This is a genomic window from Bordetella muralis, assembly GCF_054781015.1.
This window is the reverse complement of sequence record NZ_BAAGVF010000003.1, coordinates 740,759-754,227: the sequence shown is the minus strand read 5'-3', so window position 1 is coordinate 754,227 and position 13,469 is coordinate 740,759. Positions and strand designations below refer to the sequence as shown.

Genomic DNA, 13,469 nt, shown 5'->3' with positions numbered 1-13,469 from the left:
CGTCGTGTTGAGTCAAAGATAACCGTTGGCAGTCCATCCGCCGTCGGCAACATAGGCATGGCCCGTCACAAATGCGGCGCCATCCGACGCCAGAAACAAGGCTGCCTCGGCAATTTCCTGCGGTGTACCCAATCGCCGCATCGGCGTATGGGCGGCCAGCACGTCGGCGTCGAGCGCACCGCGCGCCACCAGATCGTTGACCAAATCGGTGCGGATATAGCCCGGACAAATCGCATTGACTCGCACGCCGTGCGGCGCCCATTCCAAGGCCAATGATTTACTCAGCGCTACGACGGCGGCCTTGGAGGCGCAATACGCAGCGCGTTCGGGTGCGGCCACGATGCCATACATCGATGCCGTATTCAGGATGACCCCGCTGCGGTCGCGAGTCATACGCTGAGCCGCCTGTTGGCAGCAATAGAACAGCCCATTCAGATTGATATCGACCGCTCGCCGCCAATCGTCAGGCGCTAACGTCAGCGTGGGCCGGTTCATCGAAATGCCCGCGTTGTTCAACAGCACATCGACCCGGCCATAGCGAGCATCGACATCCTGGAATGCGCGTTCGACCGCCTCGCTGTCTACGACGGACACACAGATCGCATCGACATTGATGTCCGGATATTGCTGCCTGAGCGAAGCCTGCGCGACGGACAAGGTGTCCGGATTCACATCCAACAGCACCAGGTGCGCGTCGTGCCGCGCAAAAGCACGCGCCATGGCCAACCCGATACCGGCCGCAGCGCCCGTGCACACGACGACTTTCCCGGCCAGGCCTGGGTAGTAGCTTGGGCGCTGCGTGTCCGGCTGGCCGTCCACCTCGCGATCCGGCGGCAACGACCGGGACCGATGGTCACTCGACTCTGACAGAAGCATGCTTGTCTCTCGTTGTTATCGCAGCGTGCGAACTGACCGTCGATCAGTGTTCGCCGCCATCTTGAATGGACAGCATACGTCGCTATCAGCTTATCTTACAATTAGGTATAAACCCCTATAAATAAACCATCGCGGGTTCTAATCCAGCAATTGCAGCAAGTGCTGAAATGCTGGCGCCTCGAACCCCTCGTGCCACACCAACACCGTATCAGCCTGCCCAGCGGACAGCGTCTTTAACGTACCCGGCGCGTTCGTGAGCGCCAGCACACTTTGCGGCAACAACGTCACACACGCGCCTGCCGCCACGCAGGCAATCATGGCGTGATACGAGGCCATTTCCAGGACCGTCCATTCAGCCGCGCCGTTCATTCCCAGCAGCTCTTCGGCCATGCCTCGATAAGTGCATCCCTGCGGAAACGCCGCCAAGGCCCGGACTTGCACATCGGCGGGCTTGCGCGCCCGGGATTCGCTCGCGGGCAGCAGCAGCACGAGATCCTCGCGCCACACCGGCTGGGCCCGCAGGCCAGTCTCCTGTAATGCGGCGGCGTCTTGCAACGACGGCGGCAACGCCAGAAACGCGCAGTCCAATCGGCCTGTTCTCACCTGTTCCAATAATGTGCGCGACGGCCCCGTACTCAACGTCAGGCGCGTGGTCGGATAGGACGCGTGATAGCGTGCCAACAACGCAGGCAAACGACTGGCCGCGGTGCTTTCCATACTGCCGATGCGCAAAGCACCGCCCTCTCGCCCGCCAGTCACGACATGGCGCGCCTCGTCCTCGAGCGCCAGCAAGCGTTTCGCATAATCCAGAAAGCGCTCGCCCGCTGCCGACAGCGCCATGCGTTTTCCCGTGCGCACGAACAGATTCGTACCCACATCCGCCTCTAGTTGCTGGATGCGCGTGGTGACGTTCGATGGCGCACGACCCAGGCGAACAGCAGCCTGGGTGATGCTCAGCTCACTGGCCACCGAACAAAAAATCTTGAGCGATTCCGAATCCATTCAATTCCCAATTAGAGAATAATTTATGTATTATATTCCCAATACTGAAATTATAAAACTTTGCACCTTGCTCATGGGCCGGCGTCCTTAAACCGACTGCTATACCGCCATTCTGCCTAAAACATCGAGGATCTCTGCATGAACACGTCCGCATCATTTCTGAGCCGGCTCGGCATCAAGCATCCCATCATTCAAGCCCCGATGGCTGGCACGTCCACCCCGCAATTGGCCGCTGCCGTGTCGAACGCGGGTGGCCTGGGGTCGCTGGGTATTGGCGCCAACACCGCCGACCAGGCGCAACTAGCGATCGAAGACACCCGTCGATTGACGGACGGCCCCTTTAACGTCAACGTGTTCTGCCACGCACCATCAGCCTATGACGCCGCGCGTGACAATGCATGGCTGCGTCATCTGAGCCCGCTGTTTGCAGAGGCCGGTATTGCGCCACCCACGGCGCTCAAGGAAATTTACAAGAGCTTCCTGCAAGACGACACGGTGTTTGAGATGCTGCTGCAACAGCGTCCCGCTGTCGTAAGCTTTCATTTTGGCCTGCCGACAGCCGAGCATATCAAGGCGCTGCGCCAAGCGGGTATCTATACCATCGCGAGCGCGACTAATCTGCACGAAGCCACACTGATTGAACAAGCCGGCATTGACGCCATCGTGGCCCAAGGCATCGAAGCAGGCGGTCATCGCGGCATGTTCGACCCAGAGGCAAACGACGAACGGCTCAGCACCTCGGTGCTCGTCCGCTTGCTGGTGCAACGCATTCGATTGCCCATCATTGCGGCCGGCGGCATCATGGATGGCCAAGGCATCAAGTCGGTATTGAACCTGGGAGCCGCTGCCGCGCAGCTCGGCACGGCATTCGTGCTATGCCCGGAGTCTGCCGCAAACGCCAGCTATCGCGAAAACCTGAAAAGCGAGCGTGCCGCCACCACGAGGTTGACGCCTGTGTTGTCGGGACGACCAGCGCGCGGAATGGTCAATCGATTCATCGAGTTTGGCGAAACGGCGGGCAGCCCGAGGCCCGCCGCGTATCCCTATGCGTATGACGCGGCAAAGCAACTGAATGCCGCCGCAGCAAAACAAGGCAACAACGAATTTGCAGCCCAATGGGCGGGCCAGGGCGCGCCTCTGGCGCGAGAGCTGCCGGCGGCAGAGCTGGTGTCCACCTTGGTCACCGAGCTGGCCTGCGAGCCATAAACCGCTGCAGTCCTTCTCTGGCCGCATCACACGTAAACGCGCGCTGCCCGAGTATCGCCTCGCGGCGAAACGCCTCGTCCAACGGCAAATGTCCCAACGTCAAGGCTGCCTCCTTGATCACCGAGACAGCGACTTGGCCTTTTTCCGCGATGGCACGCGCATAACTCAGCGCCACTGATTCCAGTTGAGCAAAAGGCACCACACGATTGAGCAATCCCATTTCCGCGAGGCGCGACGCGGAAAAACGCTCGCTTGTCAGCATGAGCTCCATCGCCCACGCAAACGGAATCTGGCGCACCAATCGCACTAGCGTGCCGCCTGCAGGAACGAACCCCAGCGACGCCTCCGGCAACGCAAACACCGCCGTATCCGCAGCAACGCGTATATCGGCAGCCAACATGATTTCAAAGCCGCCACCCATGCACATGCCATTGATGGCCGCGACAACAGGTTTATAGAACCCTGGCTGCTTGATGTGCGCGCCGTCCCACTCCGATATATCAAAACGGCCCTCTGCCAACGCGGGAATCGATTCTTCCAGATCGGCGCCGACACAAAAGGCACGATCACCATTGCCGCCCAACAAGATGACCCGCACTTCCGAGTCCTCGTTTGCACGGCGAAATGCAACACCCAGGTCCTCGTACATCGCCAAAGTGAGCGCGTTGAGTTTCTCGGGCCGATTGAAACGAATATGGGCTATGGCATCCTTGACTTCGTAAGCGATACTCATCAGACAACGCCCTCCCCCACATAACGCTGGTAGTCAGTCTCGTCGATACCGAGCCACCCTTTGAGCACGACCTCGTTGTGCTCGCCGAAATTCGGCGCCGCCCCCTGGACATGAACGGGAGTGCGAGACAGCTTCATCGGACTGCCAAAGGCCTTTACCTCGACGCCGTCTACTTGCACCGGCACAAACATGTCCCGAGCCTGCAGATGGGGATCATCGACCACCTCGGCCATCGTCTTGATGGGTGTCATGGGAATCAGGTCACTGGCCAAGGCCTCCAGCTCTGCCTTCGTTCTCGTCGCGCACCAACGCTGCACGATAGGCTGAACGCGCCTGGCATAGATTTCAGGATCGAAACGCTTGGCCATCGTATCGATTTCGGGATCGGTGAGCCACTGCGGCTCGCCAAAGAGCCGGCATGCCTCGGTCCAGAACTTGTCGGTATACGCGCCGAAAAAGACAAAACCGTCTTTGCACGCGTATTGGCCATAAGGCCGCACGAAAGGATGATCATTGCCCAGCGGCGCTGCGATAACGCCGTCGACGGTGTAGTTCACCACGGCGTGCTCGGTCAACGTCACCACAGAATCCTGCTGAGCCACGTCCACCCATTGCCCTTTACCGGTCTGCTTCATGTCGATAACTGCCGCCAATGCGGCGATTGCGGCATAAAACGACGCCGAGAGGTCTCCGATGATGGTACCCACGCGCAGCGGGGGCTTTCCCTTGTCGCCATTCATGGACCATAAGCCTCCTGTCGCCTGTGCGCTGTTGTCATACGCAGGGCGGCGTGCATTGGGACCCGTTTGACCGAACCCGCTGATCGACACATAGATCAAGCGCGGATTGGTGTCTTTCAGCGTGTCGTAGTCCAGCCCCATTTTTGCCATGGTGCCTGGACGAAAATTTTCCACCAGCAGATCGGCCTTGCCGACCAGATCCCGCAGTAGTGCCCGTCCCTGTTCAGATTTCAAATCCAGGCTCACCCCCAATTTGTGCCGGTTGTATTGCGCGAAAAATGCGCTGGCCTGGCCATTGGATCCCTGTACGAACGGCGGAAAACTCCTCACATAATCGGGTTCAGCCGGATTCTCGATCTTGATCACCGTCGCGCCCAGATCTGCGAGCATCATCGTGCAATACGGGCCCGCAACAACTCTTGTCACATCGATTACCACCAGCCCCCGCAAGGGACCTTCACCTAACGGCAACGGCATCACATCGTGCGTCATTGGCTTGCCCCGCCTACGTGCTGAATCTGCTTGCTTTGCAACAGCTCAGGCTTGAGCGTCTTGACCCATTCGGCCGATATCTGGCCCACCGGCGGCGCGACAATATCCGCAGGATAAAACGTCAGATCGCCTACGATAGGAAACGATTGTGAACTGTCGTGACGGGTCACTCCCAAGAGCTGCCCCTGCAACGCTTGCCCATCCTCGCGCATGCGAATGGGGCGCGACAGGCCTCGATATTCAAACTGATGCAAGGTATCTACCAATTGCTCGGTCGTCGGCCACTTCCTTCCGTTGTCCGCGCTGGCTTTCTTGTAGGTTCCGGTCGCGGCCTTCAGCGCCTGGATCATGTGGTAGACGGCGAAATTGGGATAAGCCCCCGTGCGCTGTTTGAACGCCTGTACGAAATCCCGTACTTCGGGATCGTTGGCGAACGCCGGATCAGCGAAATAACCATCACCGACAAAACCGATAATGACGCCAGGCGGCACAGCATTACCCAAGCGTTCCAACGACGAATCCGCCAACGGCAGGATGAATTGCGACCGCTTGAATAACCCGCGCTGCGAGGCCTGTCTCAAGAAGGTGTCCAGATCCCCGCCCCACGCTGTCGACAGCACCACATCGGGATGCAATGCCTGTAAGCGTGTCACCTCGCTGGAAAAATCCGCCGCGCCGAACTTGGGAAAGAGTTCGGCCACAATTTTGACGTCCGGCTTCAACGCCAGCAGGGTATTGCGGAATATCTCCCATGAGTCCCGTCCCCAGGCATAGTCCTGATTGACCACGGCCAGGGTCTTGAAATCAGGCTTGGTGCGCAACAGGTGCAAGACGGCGGCCACCATTTCCATGGTGCCGTTCGGCCCCGTGCGAAATACATAACGATAGCGTTGGGCTTCCAGGACCTTTTCGCTGGAGCACTCCCACAGAATATTGATGACCTTCATTTCCTCGGCGACAGGCGCCAAGGCGTTGCAATAGCCGCTGGAGATCGCCGAGAGCATCAACTTTTCGCCCGGCTCGGAGGCCAGACGCCGGTATTCGGACAGAAACTTTTCCGCGCCCTGCCCCTCGTCGATCCACGTTGGTTTGAGCTTGACGCCGTCAATGCCGCCTGCGGCGTTGAACTCCTCTATCCACATCTCGGCAGCCACTTTCGCGGGCGCCCCCAGCACCGAGGCCGCGCCTGTCATGAAGGTGCTCATGCCCAGCTTGATTTCCGCAGGACGGTCCGACTGCGCCATCGAAGCCGCCGAAGCGGCCAGCAAGCCTGTGCCCAGTATTCTGGCCAGCAATTTCATCTGTTGTCTCCTCAGCCGAGTGACTGATCATGTTGTAGTGACCGCATGATGCGTGTTAACTGGCGAGGATTCCATGGATCATGCAAACATAAATAGACTTTATTTATGTGATCAAACTACATTACCCAGACTGTGCAGCACCTCCATCCAGGGTTTTCACTGAAGCCGTCTTGCAGACTGAACGAAAGCGCCACCCCATGCCGAAAAGACAAGAGACGATGATCGCCGAGCCGGAAAAGCATACTGATGCCAAGACAAACCTCTTGGACCCTGGCGAGCTGCAATCCGAACTGCTGACCATGCTGCAGCGCAATGCCACGACTCCGGACTACTACCAGATGCTGGTCCGCGTCGAGTCCACCGTGCAGGATGCCAGCGTGCGCGCGTTACTTGTCGGCAGTATCCGCGCCGCTATCGCCATCTCCGAGGAACATGCACAACAGCAACGCCGGGAGAAAAACCTGCTCGTTGTGCTCGAAAGCGCCAACGACCTGACCGCCATCCGCGACCTGGAACTCGTGCTCGGGGCTATCGTTCGCCGTGCCAAACAGATATTCGCCTCAGACATTGGATATCTGACCCACTTCGACCGCGTAAGAAACGACTTTTATATTCGTGCGACAGACGGAGCGATCTCCGAGCGATTCAAAAACGTGCGAGTGCCAATCGATCATGGTATCTGCGGTTACGTCCTCAAGCACAAAACGCCCTATCACTGCACGGATTACCAGACCGACCATGGCTTCGTCCATGATCGCGGGATCGACTTGGCAATCAGGGACGAAGGTGTCCAATCCCTGCTGGGTGCGCCACTCATGGTGGGCAATCATTGCATTGGCGTGCTGTGTATCTGCGACAGGCATCCGCGACACCATGCACCGTGGGAAATCGCGATGCTCTCCACCCTGGCCGCGCAAGCGGCCATCGCTATCGAAAACGCCCGCCTGTTCCAGGAAGCTCAAGTCGCGCTGCAGCGCGCCAGCGAAGCCAACGCCTCCTTACATCGCCAAGCCGAGGAAATCGAGGTGGCAGCGCAAGCCCAGGAGCAGATGACCAAGCTGGTCGCTCGCGGCTGCACTATGCGGGATTTTCTGAGCATGGTGGCATCGTTGGTCGACGGACACGTCATGCTGTTGAACGAGGCAGAACAAATCGTCCAACAAGCGCACGCACATGAGGCCGTCCTGAGCGTTGGCCGTCAATTGGCGGACAGGCTGCAACATACAAAGATGCAGGACGCTGTCCACCTCGCCCTGTCAGCATGCCGCAAGACAGGCCGATCGCAAGCAGTGGAAAGCGATAAAGGCCTCCACGTCCGCATCGCAGCACTGATGGGTGCGGACCGTCTGCTGGGGGCCATGCTAATCGCGTCTGATCAGCCCATGAGCCCCACCAAAATCCGAACGTTCGAACGCGGCGCCCTGGTGGCCGGTGTCGTACTGCTGTCGCAAGAGCGCAGCGAACTGGTCGTCAGCAACGAATCCGCCGCCACCATCCGTGCGTTGGTGAGTTGGCAGCAGGAAAGTATCGCGGCCCTGCAAACCAGGGCCAAGCCATTCGGCATTGATTTATCCCGCCCCCTGCGCCTGGCCGTTCTACGTGTCGAGGAACGAGACATCGAATATGCGCTACGCCGGGTACGCACCGAGATCGCTCGTGGAATCCTGTTGGAAACCGTCGATGGATTCATCGTCGCCATTGGTGACGCAGATCAGTTTGCCTCTCTGGAGCGCGTACTTCAAAGGACGCTGCTGACAGACGAGCGCCTGACAACGCTAGGGGTTGTCTCAGATTCACTTTCCAACGTAGAGGTTCTGCCCAGTCGTTTTCGATCACTTAAACGCGGCATCAACATCCTCAGTGCGCTCGGCCGCTCGCGGGAAATGGTGCCAGAGGCGACGTTATCCATGTACTCGCTGCTGTTCGAACAACGGCAAGCTGAAGACATCTCGGATTTCATAGATGCGACGATTGGCAAACTCGTGTCTCACGACGAGCGTCGCAACACTCATCTCGCCGGCACGCTGTTGGTTTACCTAGAGCACGCGCAAAACGCCAAATCAACCGCCGATGCCCTGCAGATACACGTGAACACACTACGGCAGCGCCTGGAAATCGTCGACGACCTGCTCACAGGATGGCGTCGTGAAGGGCGTTTTCTGGAACTGCATGTGGCGCTGCGCCTGCATAGCCTGCGCAGAGAGCTGCGCAATTAGCCTTTCGATTGACGTTCCCCCGTGGTACCAGAGATCAGGCTGCCTGGTTCAGGCTACGCTGGACCGGATGCGCCGCGAAATAATCCATGGCGGCATGAATGCCGCTTTGCTGCAACTTGACGCCGGAGAGCTTCAGCCCCATTTCCACACCGGCGACCATGGCCAGCAACGTCAGGTCGTTACTATCGCCCAAATGCCCCATGCGGAACATGCGGCCCTTGACTTTGCCCAGCCCCGTTCCCAATGACAGATCAAAGCGCTCATAAATCAATCGGCGCACATCATCAGCGTTGATGCCCTCGGGCATGATCACGCCGGTCAATACGGGCGAATACACCTCTGCGTCGGCACACTGGATCGGCAATCTCCAGGCATTGACGGCGGCGCGTACCCCCTCGCCCCAGCGCTGGTGACGGGCAAATACGTTATCCAGCCCCTCGTCCTGCAACATATCCAGAGCCTCAGACAAGCCATACAGCAGATTCGTATTGGGCGTATAGGGCCAATAGCCAGTAGCGTTCATGTCAATGATCTCGTCCCACGCAAAGAACGAGCGCGGCAGTTTCGCTTGTTGTGCGGCCTGCAAGGCGCGTGGAGAGATGGCGTTAAAGCTGATTCCTGGCGGCAGCATCAGGCCTTTTTGCGAGCCGCTGACGGTGATATCCACGCCCCACTCATCATGACGAAATTCCGCACAGCCCAGGCCTGAGATAGAGTCAACCATCAACAACGCAGGATGTTTGGCCGCATCAATCGCGCGACGCACGGCAGGAATATCCGAGGTCACGCCAGTGGAGGTCTCGTTGTGCACGACACAGACAGCCTTGATCTGGTGCTGCGTGTCCTGGCGCAAGCGTTCTTCGATCAGATCAGCCTGCACACCGTGCCGCCACCCCGCCGCGTTCGGCAGTTCGGCATCATCGCCCTGCCAGGTCAAATACTCAACAGACAAGCCTAAGCGCGTCGCCACCCGGTTCCACAACGTCGCAAAATGGCCGGTCTCATACATCAAGACCTGATCGCCGGGACTCAGGGTATTGGACAACGCCGCCTCCCAGGCCCCCGTGCCCGAGGCGGGATAGATGATGACGGGGTGCTTGGTCTTGAAGACATCTTTGATGCCGTTGAGCACCTTCAGGCCCAACGCCCCGAATTCCGGACCACGATGGTCAATTGTCGGCAAGCTCATCGCGCGCAGGATACGATCCGGCACCGGACTGGGGCCGGGGATCTGCAAAAAATGACGGCCTGTAGGATGGAAATCGAGTGGGATCATGGGGCGCCCCTCCGAATGATCAAGGTGGTGAATAGCAAGAACGTCGGCAGAGACTAGCCGCTTTCATGCATTTTTGCATTCAAAATACATTTTTGCGTCATGGTTTACCCTATACCGTTCTAAAATCCCCAGAATTTTTGTATTTATAATTCGACAATCGACGCAATTCAGCTGGACCGCCGTCCGGACCACCCTATGGCCGAAGTTCTCGAAATCTCTCGCCAGGCACTCCACGATCAAGTTATCACCCGGTTGCGCACCCTGCTGATCGAGGGCCGCATTGCCCCGGGTGCCAAGCTGAATGAACGTGAGCTGTGCGAACAGTTGCGCGTATCGCGTACGCCATTACGCGAAGCGATCAAACTGCTGGCCGCCGAGGGATTGGTGGATCTGATCCCTAATCGTGGGGCCGTGGCCGTACGGTTGACCGAGGCCGACGTCCTGCATACCTTTGAAATGCTGGGAATGCTCGAAGCCACGTCCGGTGAATTGGCCGCGCGACGCATCTCGAAGGAAGAGCTCGCCGAACTACGCGCCCTGCATTACGAAATGCTGGCTTGTTATGAGCGGGAGGATCTGCCCGGCTATTACGAGTTCAACGCAAAAATCCACAACGCCATCAACGCGGCCGCGCACAACCCTGTGCTGACCAGCACCTATCACTCGATCAACGCGCGCGTGCAGTCGCTACGCTATCGTACCAACCAGGACGCGGCCAAATGGAAGCACGCCATCCAGGAACACGAGCAAATGATGCAGGCATTGTCCGAGCGTGACTCGGCAGGAATGCGCGCGATATTGCTCGAGCACTTGCAGCGTAAACGGGATTTGGTGCTGGAGTTGCTGCATGCGGGCAAGCTCTATCCCGGCGCGCCTGCGCCGCATGGTGAAACGCGGCGCAGCGCGTAACGAATCGATCCTCAGGAATCAGAAGTCCCAAATAACCGGCACCCAACGAAAACCGTTGCCGTCGATGGCCACGTGCCCAACGGAGGGAAACGGCAGGTGCGTCGCCACCAATAGCTCTCCGGTCGCGGCGATTTTTTTCAACAGGTCAATCCGGACGCGGGCGGACTCGTCGGGATAATGCTCAAAACCGTTATGCCAATCAGGATGATCGAATCCGACAGGGAATATCGCGTCGCCTGCGAACGTCAGCCGATCACCTCTAGACTCCAGACATACCACGCAGTGTCCGGCGGTGTGGCCTCCGGTACGATGGACGGTGACGCCCGGCGCCACCTCACATTCCTCGTCGAACGTCTGCAGATAGCTGCCGTACTCGTTCAAGAATCGCGTTGCTGCCGAGCACAGCACGGACGGTATGGGCTCCGGCATGTTCGCCTGAGAGAAGTCGGGTGATTTCCAGAATTCGACTTCCGAGGCCGCCACGTGGATCCGCAGATCGGGACGCAATTGTTCTTTGATTCCCTCGACCAGCAAACCGCCCACATGGTCCATGTGCATATGAGTGATGATGATGTCGGTCAGGTCTCCGAGATCGATACCTGCGGCGGCCAGTCGCTGCGGTAGCAACCCAGCGCGCGGGAAGTCCGGGTATTCTGCGCCCAGACCGCTATCAATCAGAATATTCCGATCGCCGCGACGCACCATCATCACGTTCAGCGGCCAATCGAACGCATCCGGCGGCAAGAACATGTCGTCCAGCCAGACGGCCCGATCGACGGGGTCTACATTCGTCGACATGGTTTCAGCGGGCAGCAAGAGTACCCCATCGCTGATCACCAGCGCTTCAATCTCGCCAATCCGCAGTGCATAACGTGAAGGGACCTGTTCGTCGAACTGCTGCTTATCTGATTCCACGGTGTTGTCTACGCTTAACATGATGAACCCTCCTAAAGGTGGCGGCCCAATCGCCTGGGCCCACACGGCAAAAGGCCGCATGTCGTCATGGTAGGTAGGGGGAGGATTGGCCGGTAGGCATGCGACGGTGCTCACTGTGTTGCCTGATACGCACCAACTGGTCGAACCATTTTTGAGCCGTGGCCAAGACACCGCTGTCTCGTCGGACAAACTCGGTCGCAACACCATGCCGGGATTACGCTCCCAAAAATATTTTCGGAGCAATGTCGATTTCCGGCGCGTTCGTTCGTCGTGCTCTTGAACCCCTTCGCTGAGGAATTCCCATGCTGCAGAACCAAATCTATAGGTGGGTGATCGTCGCGGCCGGCGGTCTGCTAGGCTGTATCGCGATTGGCGCGATGTTTTGCCTGCCGGTGTTTCTGTTTTCGATTGCCCAGGATACTGGCTGGTCGACGACCGGTATTTCCACCGCCATGACCATCGGCTTTCTTGCCTTGGCCATTGCGAGCCCCCTCTGGGGCACCCTGTCGGACCGATTAGGCCCTCGTCTGGTAATACTGACCGGCTCCGTACTGCTGGCAGCGGGCCTGGCGTTGGCCAGTAAAGCACCGTCGCTCCTGGTCTTTCAGCTGGCTTTTGGCCTGTTGGTCGGCGCCGCGGGTGCTGCGATCATGGTGCCTATCATGGCCAGCGTCACCGGCTGGTTCGATACTCATCGCAGTCTCGCCGTATCGCTGGTGTCCGCTGGGATGGGCGTCGCGCCCATGACGATGTCTCCCCTGGCTGCCTGGTTAGTCGACGGCCATGATTGGCGCAGCGCCATGCTGATCATCGCCGGTATCGTCGCCGTCTCGATGATCCCGCTCTCGTTTCTGATCCGGCGTCCGCCCGCGCTGGCAAAACCTGCGATGGCATCCCCGGAAATGACTGAGCAGCCCTCCCTCTCTCTGGCAGAGGCGCTCAAGTCGCGACAGTTCATCATCCTGGCCCTGACAAACTTTTTCTGTTGTGCCACCCATTCCGGCCCGATTTTTCACACAGTCAGCTATGCCGTGACGTGCGGTATTCCGGTGATCACGGCGGCGACCATCTACAGCCTGGAAGGCCTGACCGGCCTGGGCGGCCGCGTCGCTTTTGGCCTGTTAGGCGACAAACTCGGCGCAAAACGGATCCTCGTCTGGGGGCTGCTCGCACAGGCCTTTGGTGCGCTGATCTACGCCTTCGCCAGCAATCTTGGGACCTTCTACGCCGCGGCAGCGGTGTTCGGCTTCATCTACGGCGGCATCATGCCACTGTATGCGGTCATTGTCCGTGAAAATTTTCCGCTGCATATGATGGGTACAGTGATCGGCGGCACGACTATGGCGGGCAGTCTGGGCATGGCAACCGGGCCTGTGGCAGGCGGCTTCCTCCATGACGTCACCGGCAGCTACATCTGGCTCTATGTGGGTTCATTTGCACTCGGTACGGGGGCTTTTCTGATCGCCCTGACGTTCAAGCCGTTTCCGAAGAAGGAAATCGGCTTGTCTCGGCTATCTGGACAGACTGATTGACCTGACAAGGCCGCGTTGAAAAAAACAGCTCGATGATTTCACAGGATTCTTGATATTATCGGCGTCACCAAGTCCCTGCCTCACCATCGCCTACTGGACTCTGAGTGGAGCGACATTCGAGGCGATTGCGAGTGTCATACCATGGCGCGATTGACGGATGTGCTGCAAGGCAGTTTCATCACCGTTCTCCGGGATCAGATTTATCCGGGGAAAGTACTCGCTCTGGCATATGACGTCACCACTCATTTTC

The 13,469-nt window shown here is 58.6% G+C and carries 11 protein-coding genes; 4 read left to right on the top strand and 7 right to left on the bottom strand.

The genetic code is table 11. The features are described from left to right. Nucleotides 1-12 precede the first annotated feature (12 nt). Together ACYVIT_RS08490 and ACYVIT_RS08485 are read right to left on the bottom strand one after the other, a co-directional pair. On the bottom strand, nt 13-876 hold the full coding sequence (locus tag ACYVIT_RS08490; RefSeq protein ID WP_415806621.1) for an SDR family NAD(P)-dependent oxidoreductase: 864 nt from the start codon (nt 874-876) through the stop codon (nt 13-15). Nucleotides 877-1,014: 138 nt separating this feature from the next. Further along, nucleotides 1,015-1,878, bottom strand: coding sequence for a LysR substrate-binding domain-containing protein (locus ACYVIT_RS08485; protein WP_415806620.1), 864 nt, complete (start codon nt 1,876-1,878; stop codon nt 1,015-1,017). Between the two features lie 138 nt (nt 1,879-2,016). Between ACYVIT_RS08485 and ACYVIT_RS08480 the strand changes: the two genes are divergently transcribed. Beyond that, nucleotides 2,017-3,084 carry an NAD(P)H-dependent flavin oxidoreductase gene (locus tag ACYVIT_RS08480; protein ID WP_415806619.1) on the top strand — a complete coding sequence of 356 codons (1,068 nt, stop codon included), beginning with the start codon at nt 2,017-2,019 and terminating at the stop codon, nt 3,082-3,084. Here the strand turns inward: ACYVIT_RS08480 and ACYVIT_RS08475 are convergent. The 3 genes from ACYVIT_RS08475 to ACYVIT_RS08465 are packed head-to-tail and all read right to left on the bottom strand — an operon-like array spanning nt 3,059 to nt 6,350. After that, entirely contained in the window at nt 3,059-3,817 is a 759-nt protein-coding gene (locus ACYVIT_RS08475; RefSeq protein WP_415806618.1) for an enoyl-CoA hydratase/isomerase family protein, read from the bottom strand. The two genes, ACYVIT_RS08480 and ACYVIT_RS08475, sit on opposite strands and share 26 nt — an antisense overlap. Then, a complete protein-coding gene (locus ACYVIT_RS08470) occupies nt 3,817-5,049 on the bottom strand; it encodes a CaiB/BaiF CoA transferase family protein (RefSeq protein WP_415806617.1) in 1,233 nt (410 codons plus the stop codon). Before ACYVIT_RS08470 ends, ACYVIT_RS08475 begins: the two co-directional genes overlap by 1 nt. Continuing rightward, on the bottom strand, nt 5,046-6,350 hold the full coding sequence (locus ACYVIT_RS08465; RefSeq protein ID WP_415806616.1) for an ABC transporter substrate-binding protein: 1,305 nt from the start codon (nt 6,348-6,350) through the stop codon (nt 5,046-5,048). Before ACYVIT_RS08465 ends, ACYVIT_RS08470 begins: the two co-directional genes overlap by 4 nt. A gap of 197 nt (nt 6,351-6,547) precedes the next feature. Between ACYVIT_RS08465 and ACYVIT_RS08460 the strand changes: the two genes are divergently transcribed. After that, the gene (locus tag ACYVIT_RS08460) at nt 6,548-8,566 is read left to right on the top strand and encodes a helix-turn-helix domain-containing protein (protein ID WP_415806615.1); all 2,019 of its coding nucleotides are present in this window, start codon (nt 6,548-6,550) and stop codon (nt 8,564-8,566) included. 34 nt (nt 8,567-8,600) lie between these two features. Here ACYVIT_RS08460 and ACYVIT_RS08455 read toward each other — a convergent pair whose 3' ends face one another. Further along, on the bottom strand, nt 8,601-9,842 hold the full coding sequence (locus ACYVIT_RS08455; protein WP_415806614.1) for a pyridoxal-phosphate-dependent aminotransferase family protein: 1,242 nt from the start codon (nt 9,840-9,842) through the stop codon (nt 8,601-8,603). A gap of 195 nt (nt 9,843-10,037) precedes the next feature. Here ACYVIT_RS08455 and ACYVIT_RS08450 point away from each other — a divergent pair, with 195 nt between their 5' ends. Then, nucleotides 10,038-10,751, top strand: a complete 714-nt coding sequence (locus tag ACYVIT_RS08450) for a GntR family transcriptional regulator (RefSeq protein ID WP_415806613.1) — start codon at nt 10,038-10,040, stop codon at nt 10,749-10,751. 18 nt (nt 10,752-10,769) lie between these two features. On the opposite strand, the gene ACYVIT_RS08445 is transcribed toward ACYVIT_RS08450, so the two are convergent. Next, the gene (locus tag ACYVIT_RS08445) at nt 10,770-11,687 is read right to left on the bottom strand and encodes an MBL fold metallo-hydrolase (protein WP_415806612.1); all 918 of its coding nucleotides are present in this window, start codon (nt 11,685-11,687) and stop codon (nt 10,770-10,772) included. Between the two features lie 302 nt (nt 11,688-11,989). Between ACYVIT_RS08445 and ACYVIT_RS08440 the strand changes: the two genes are divergently transcribed. Continuing rightward, entirely contained in the window at nt 11,990-13,219 is a 1,230-nt protein-coding gene (locus tag ACYVIT_RS08440; protein WP_415806611.1) for an MFS transporter, read from the top strand. Nucleotides 13,220-13,469 lie beyond the last annotated feature (250 nt).

What these genes read in the sequence shown, in the direction of transcription:
- ACYVIT_RS08445 (WP_415806612.1), bottom strand. Translation starts at nt 11,687, where the DNA reads ATGTTAAGCGTAGACAACACCGTGGAATCAGATAAGCAGCAGTTCGAC.
- ACYVIT_RS08480 (WP_415806619.1), top strand. Translation starts at nt 2,017, where the DNA reads ATGAACACGTCCGCATCATTTCTGAGCCGGCTCGGCATCAAGCATCCC.
- ACYVIT_RS08455 (WP_415806614.1), bottom strand. Translation starts at nt 9,842, where the DNA reads ATGATCCCACTCGATTTCCATCCTACAGGCCGTCATTTTTTGCAGATC.
- ACYVIT_RS08460 (WP_415806615.1), top strand. Translation starts at nt 6,548, where the DNA reads ATGCCGAAAAGACAAGAGACGATGATCGCCGAGCCGGAAAAGCATACT.
- ACYVIT_RS08470 (WP_415806617.1), bottom strand. Translation starts at nt 5,049, where the DNA reads ATGACGCACGATGTGATGCCGTTGCCGTTAGGTGAAGGTCCCTTGCGG.
- ACYVIT_RS08465 (WP_415806616.1), bottom strand. Translation starts at nt 6,350, where the DNA reads ATGAAATTGCTGGCCAGAATACTGGGCACAGGCTTGCTGGCCGCTTCG.
- ACYVIT_RS08440 (WP_415806611.1), top strand. Translation starts at nt 11,990, where the DNA reads ATGCTGCAGAACCAAATCTATAGGTGGGTGATCGTCGCGGCCGGCGGT.
- ACYVIT_RS08490 (WP_415806621.1), bottom strand. Translation starts at nt 876, where the DNA reads ATGCTTCTGTCAGAGTCGAGTGACCATCGGTCCCGGTCGTTGCCGCCG.
- ACYVIT_RS08485 (WP_415806620.1), bottom strand. Translation starts at nt 1,878, where the DNA reads ATGGATTCGGAATCGCTCAAGATTTTTTGTTCGGTGGCCAGTGAGCTG.
- ACYVIT_RS08475 (WP_415806618.1), bottom strand. Translation starts at nt 3,817, where the DNA reads ATGAGTATCGCTTACGAAGTCAAGGATGCCATAGCCCATATTCGTTTC.
- ACYVIT_RS08450 (WP_415806613.1), top strand. Translation starts at nt 10,038, where the DNA reads ATGGCCGAAGTTCTCGAAATCTCTCGCCAGGCACTCCACGATCAAGTT.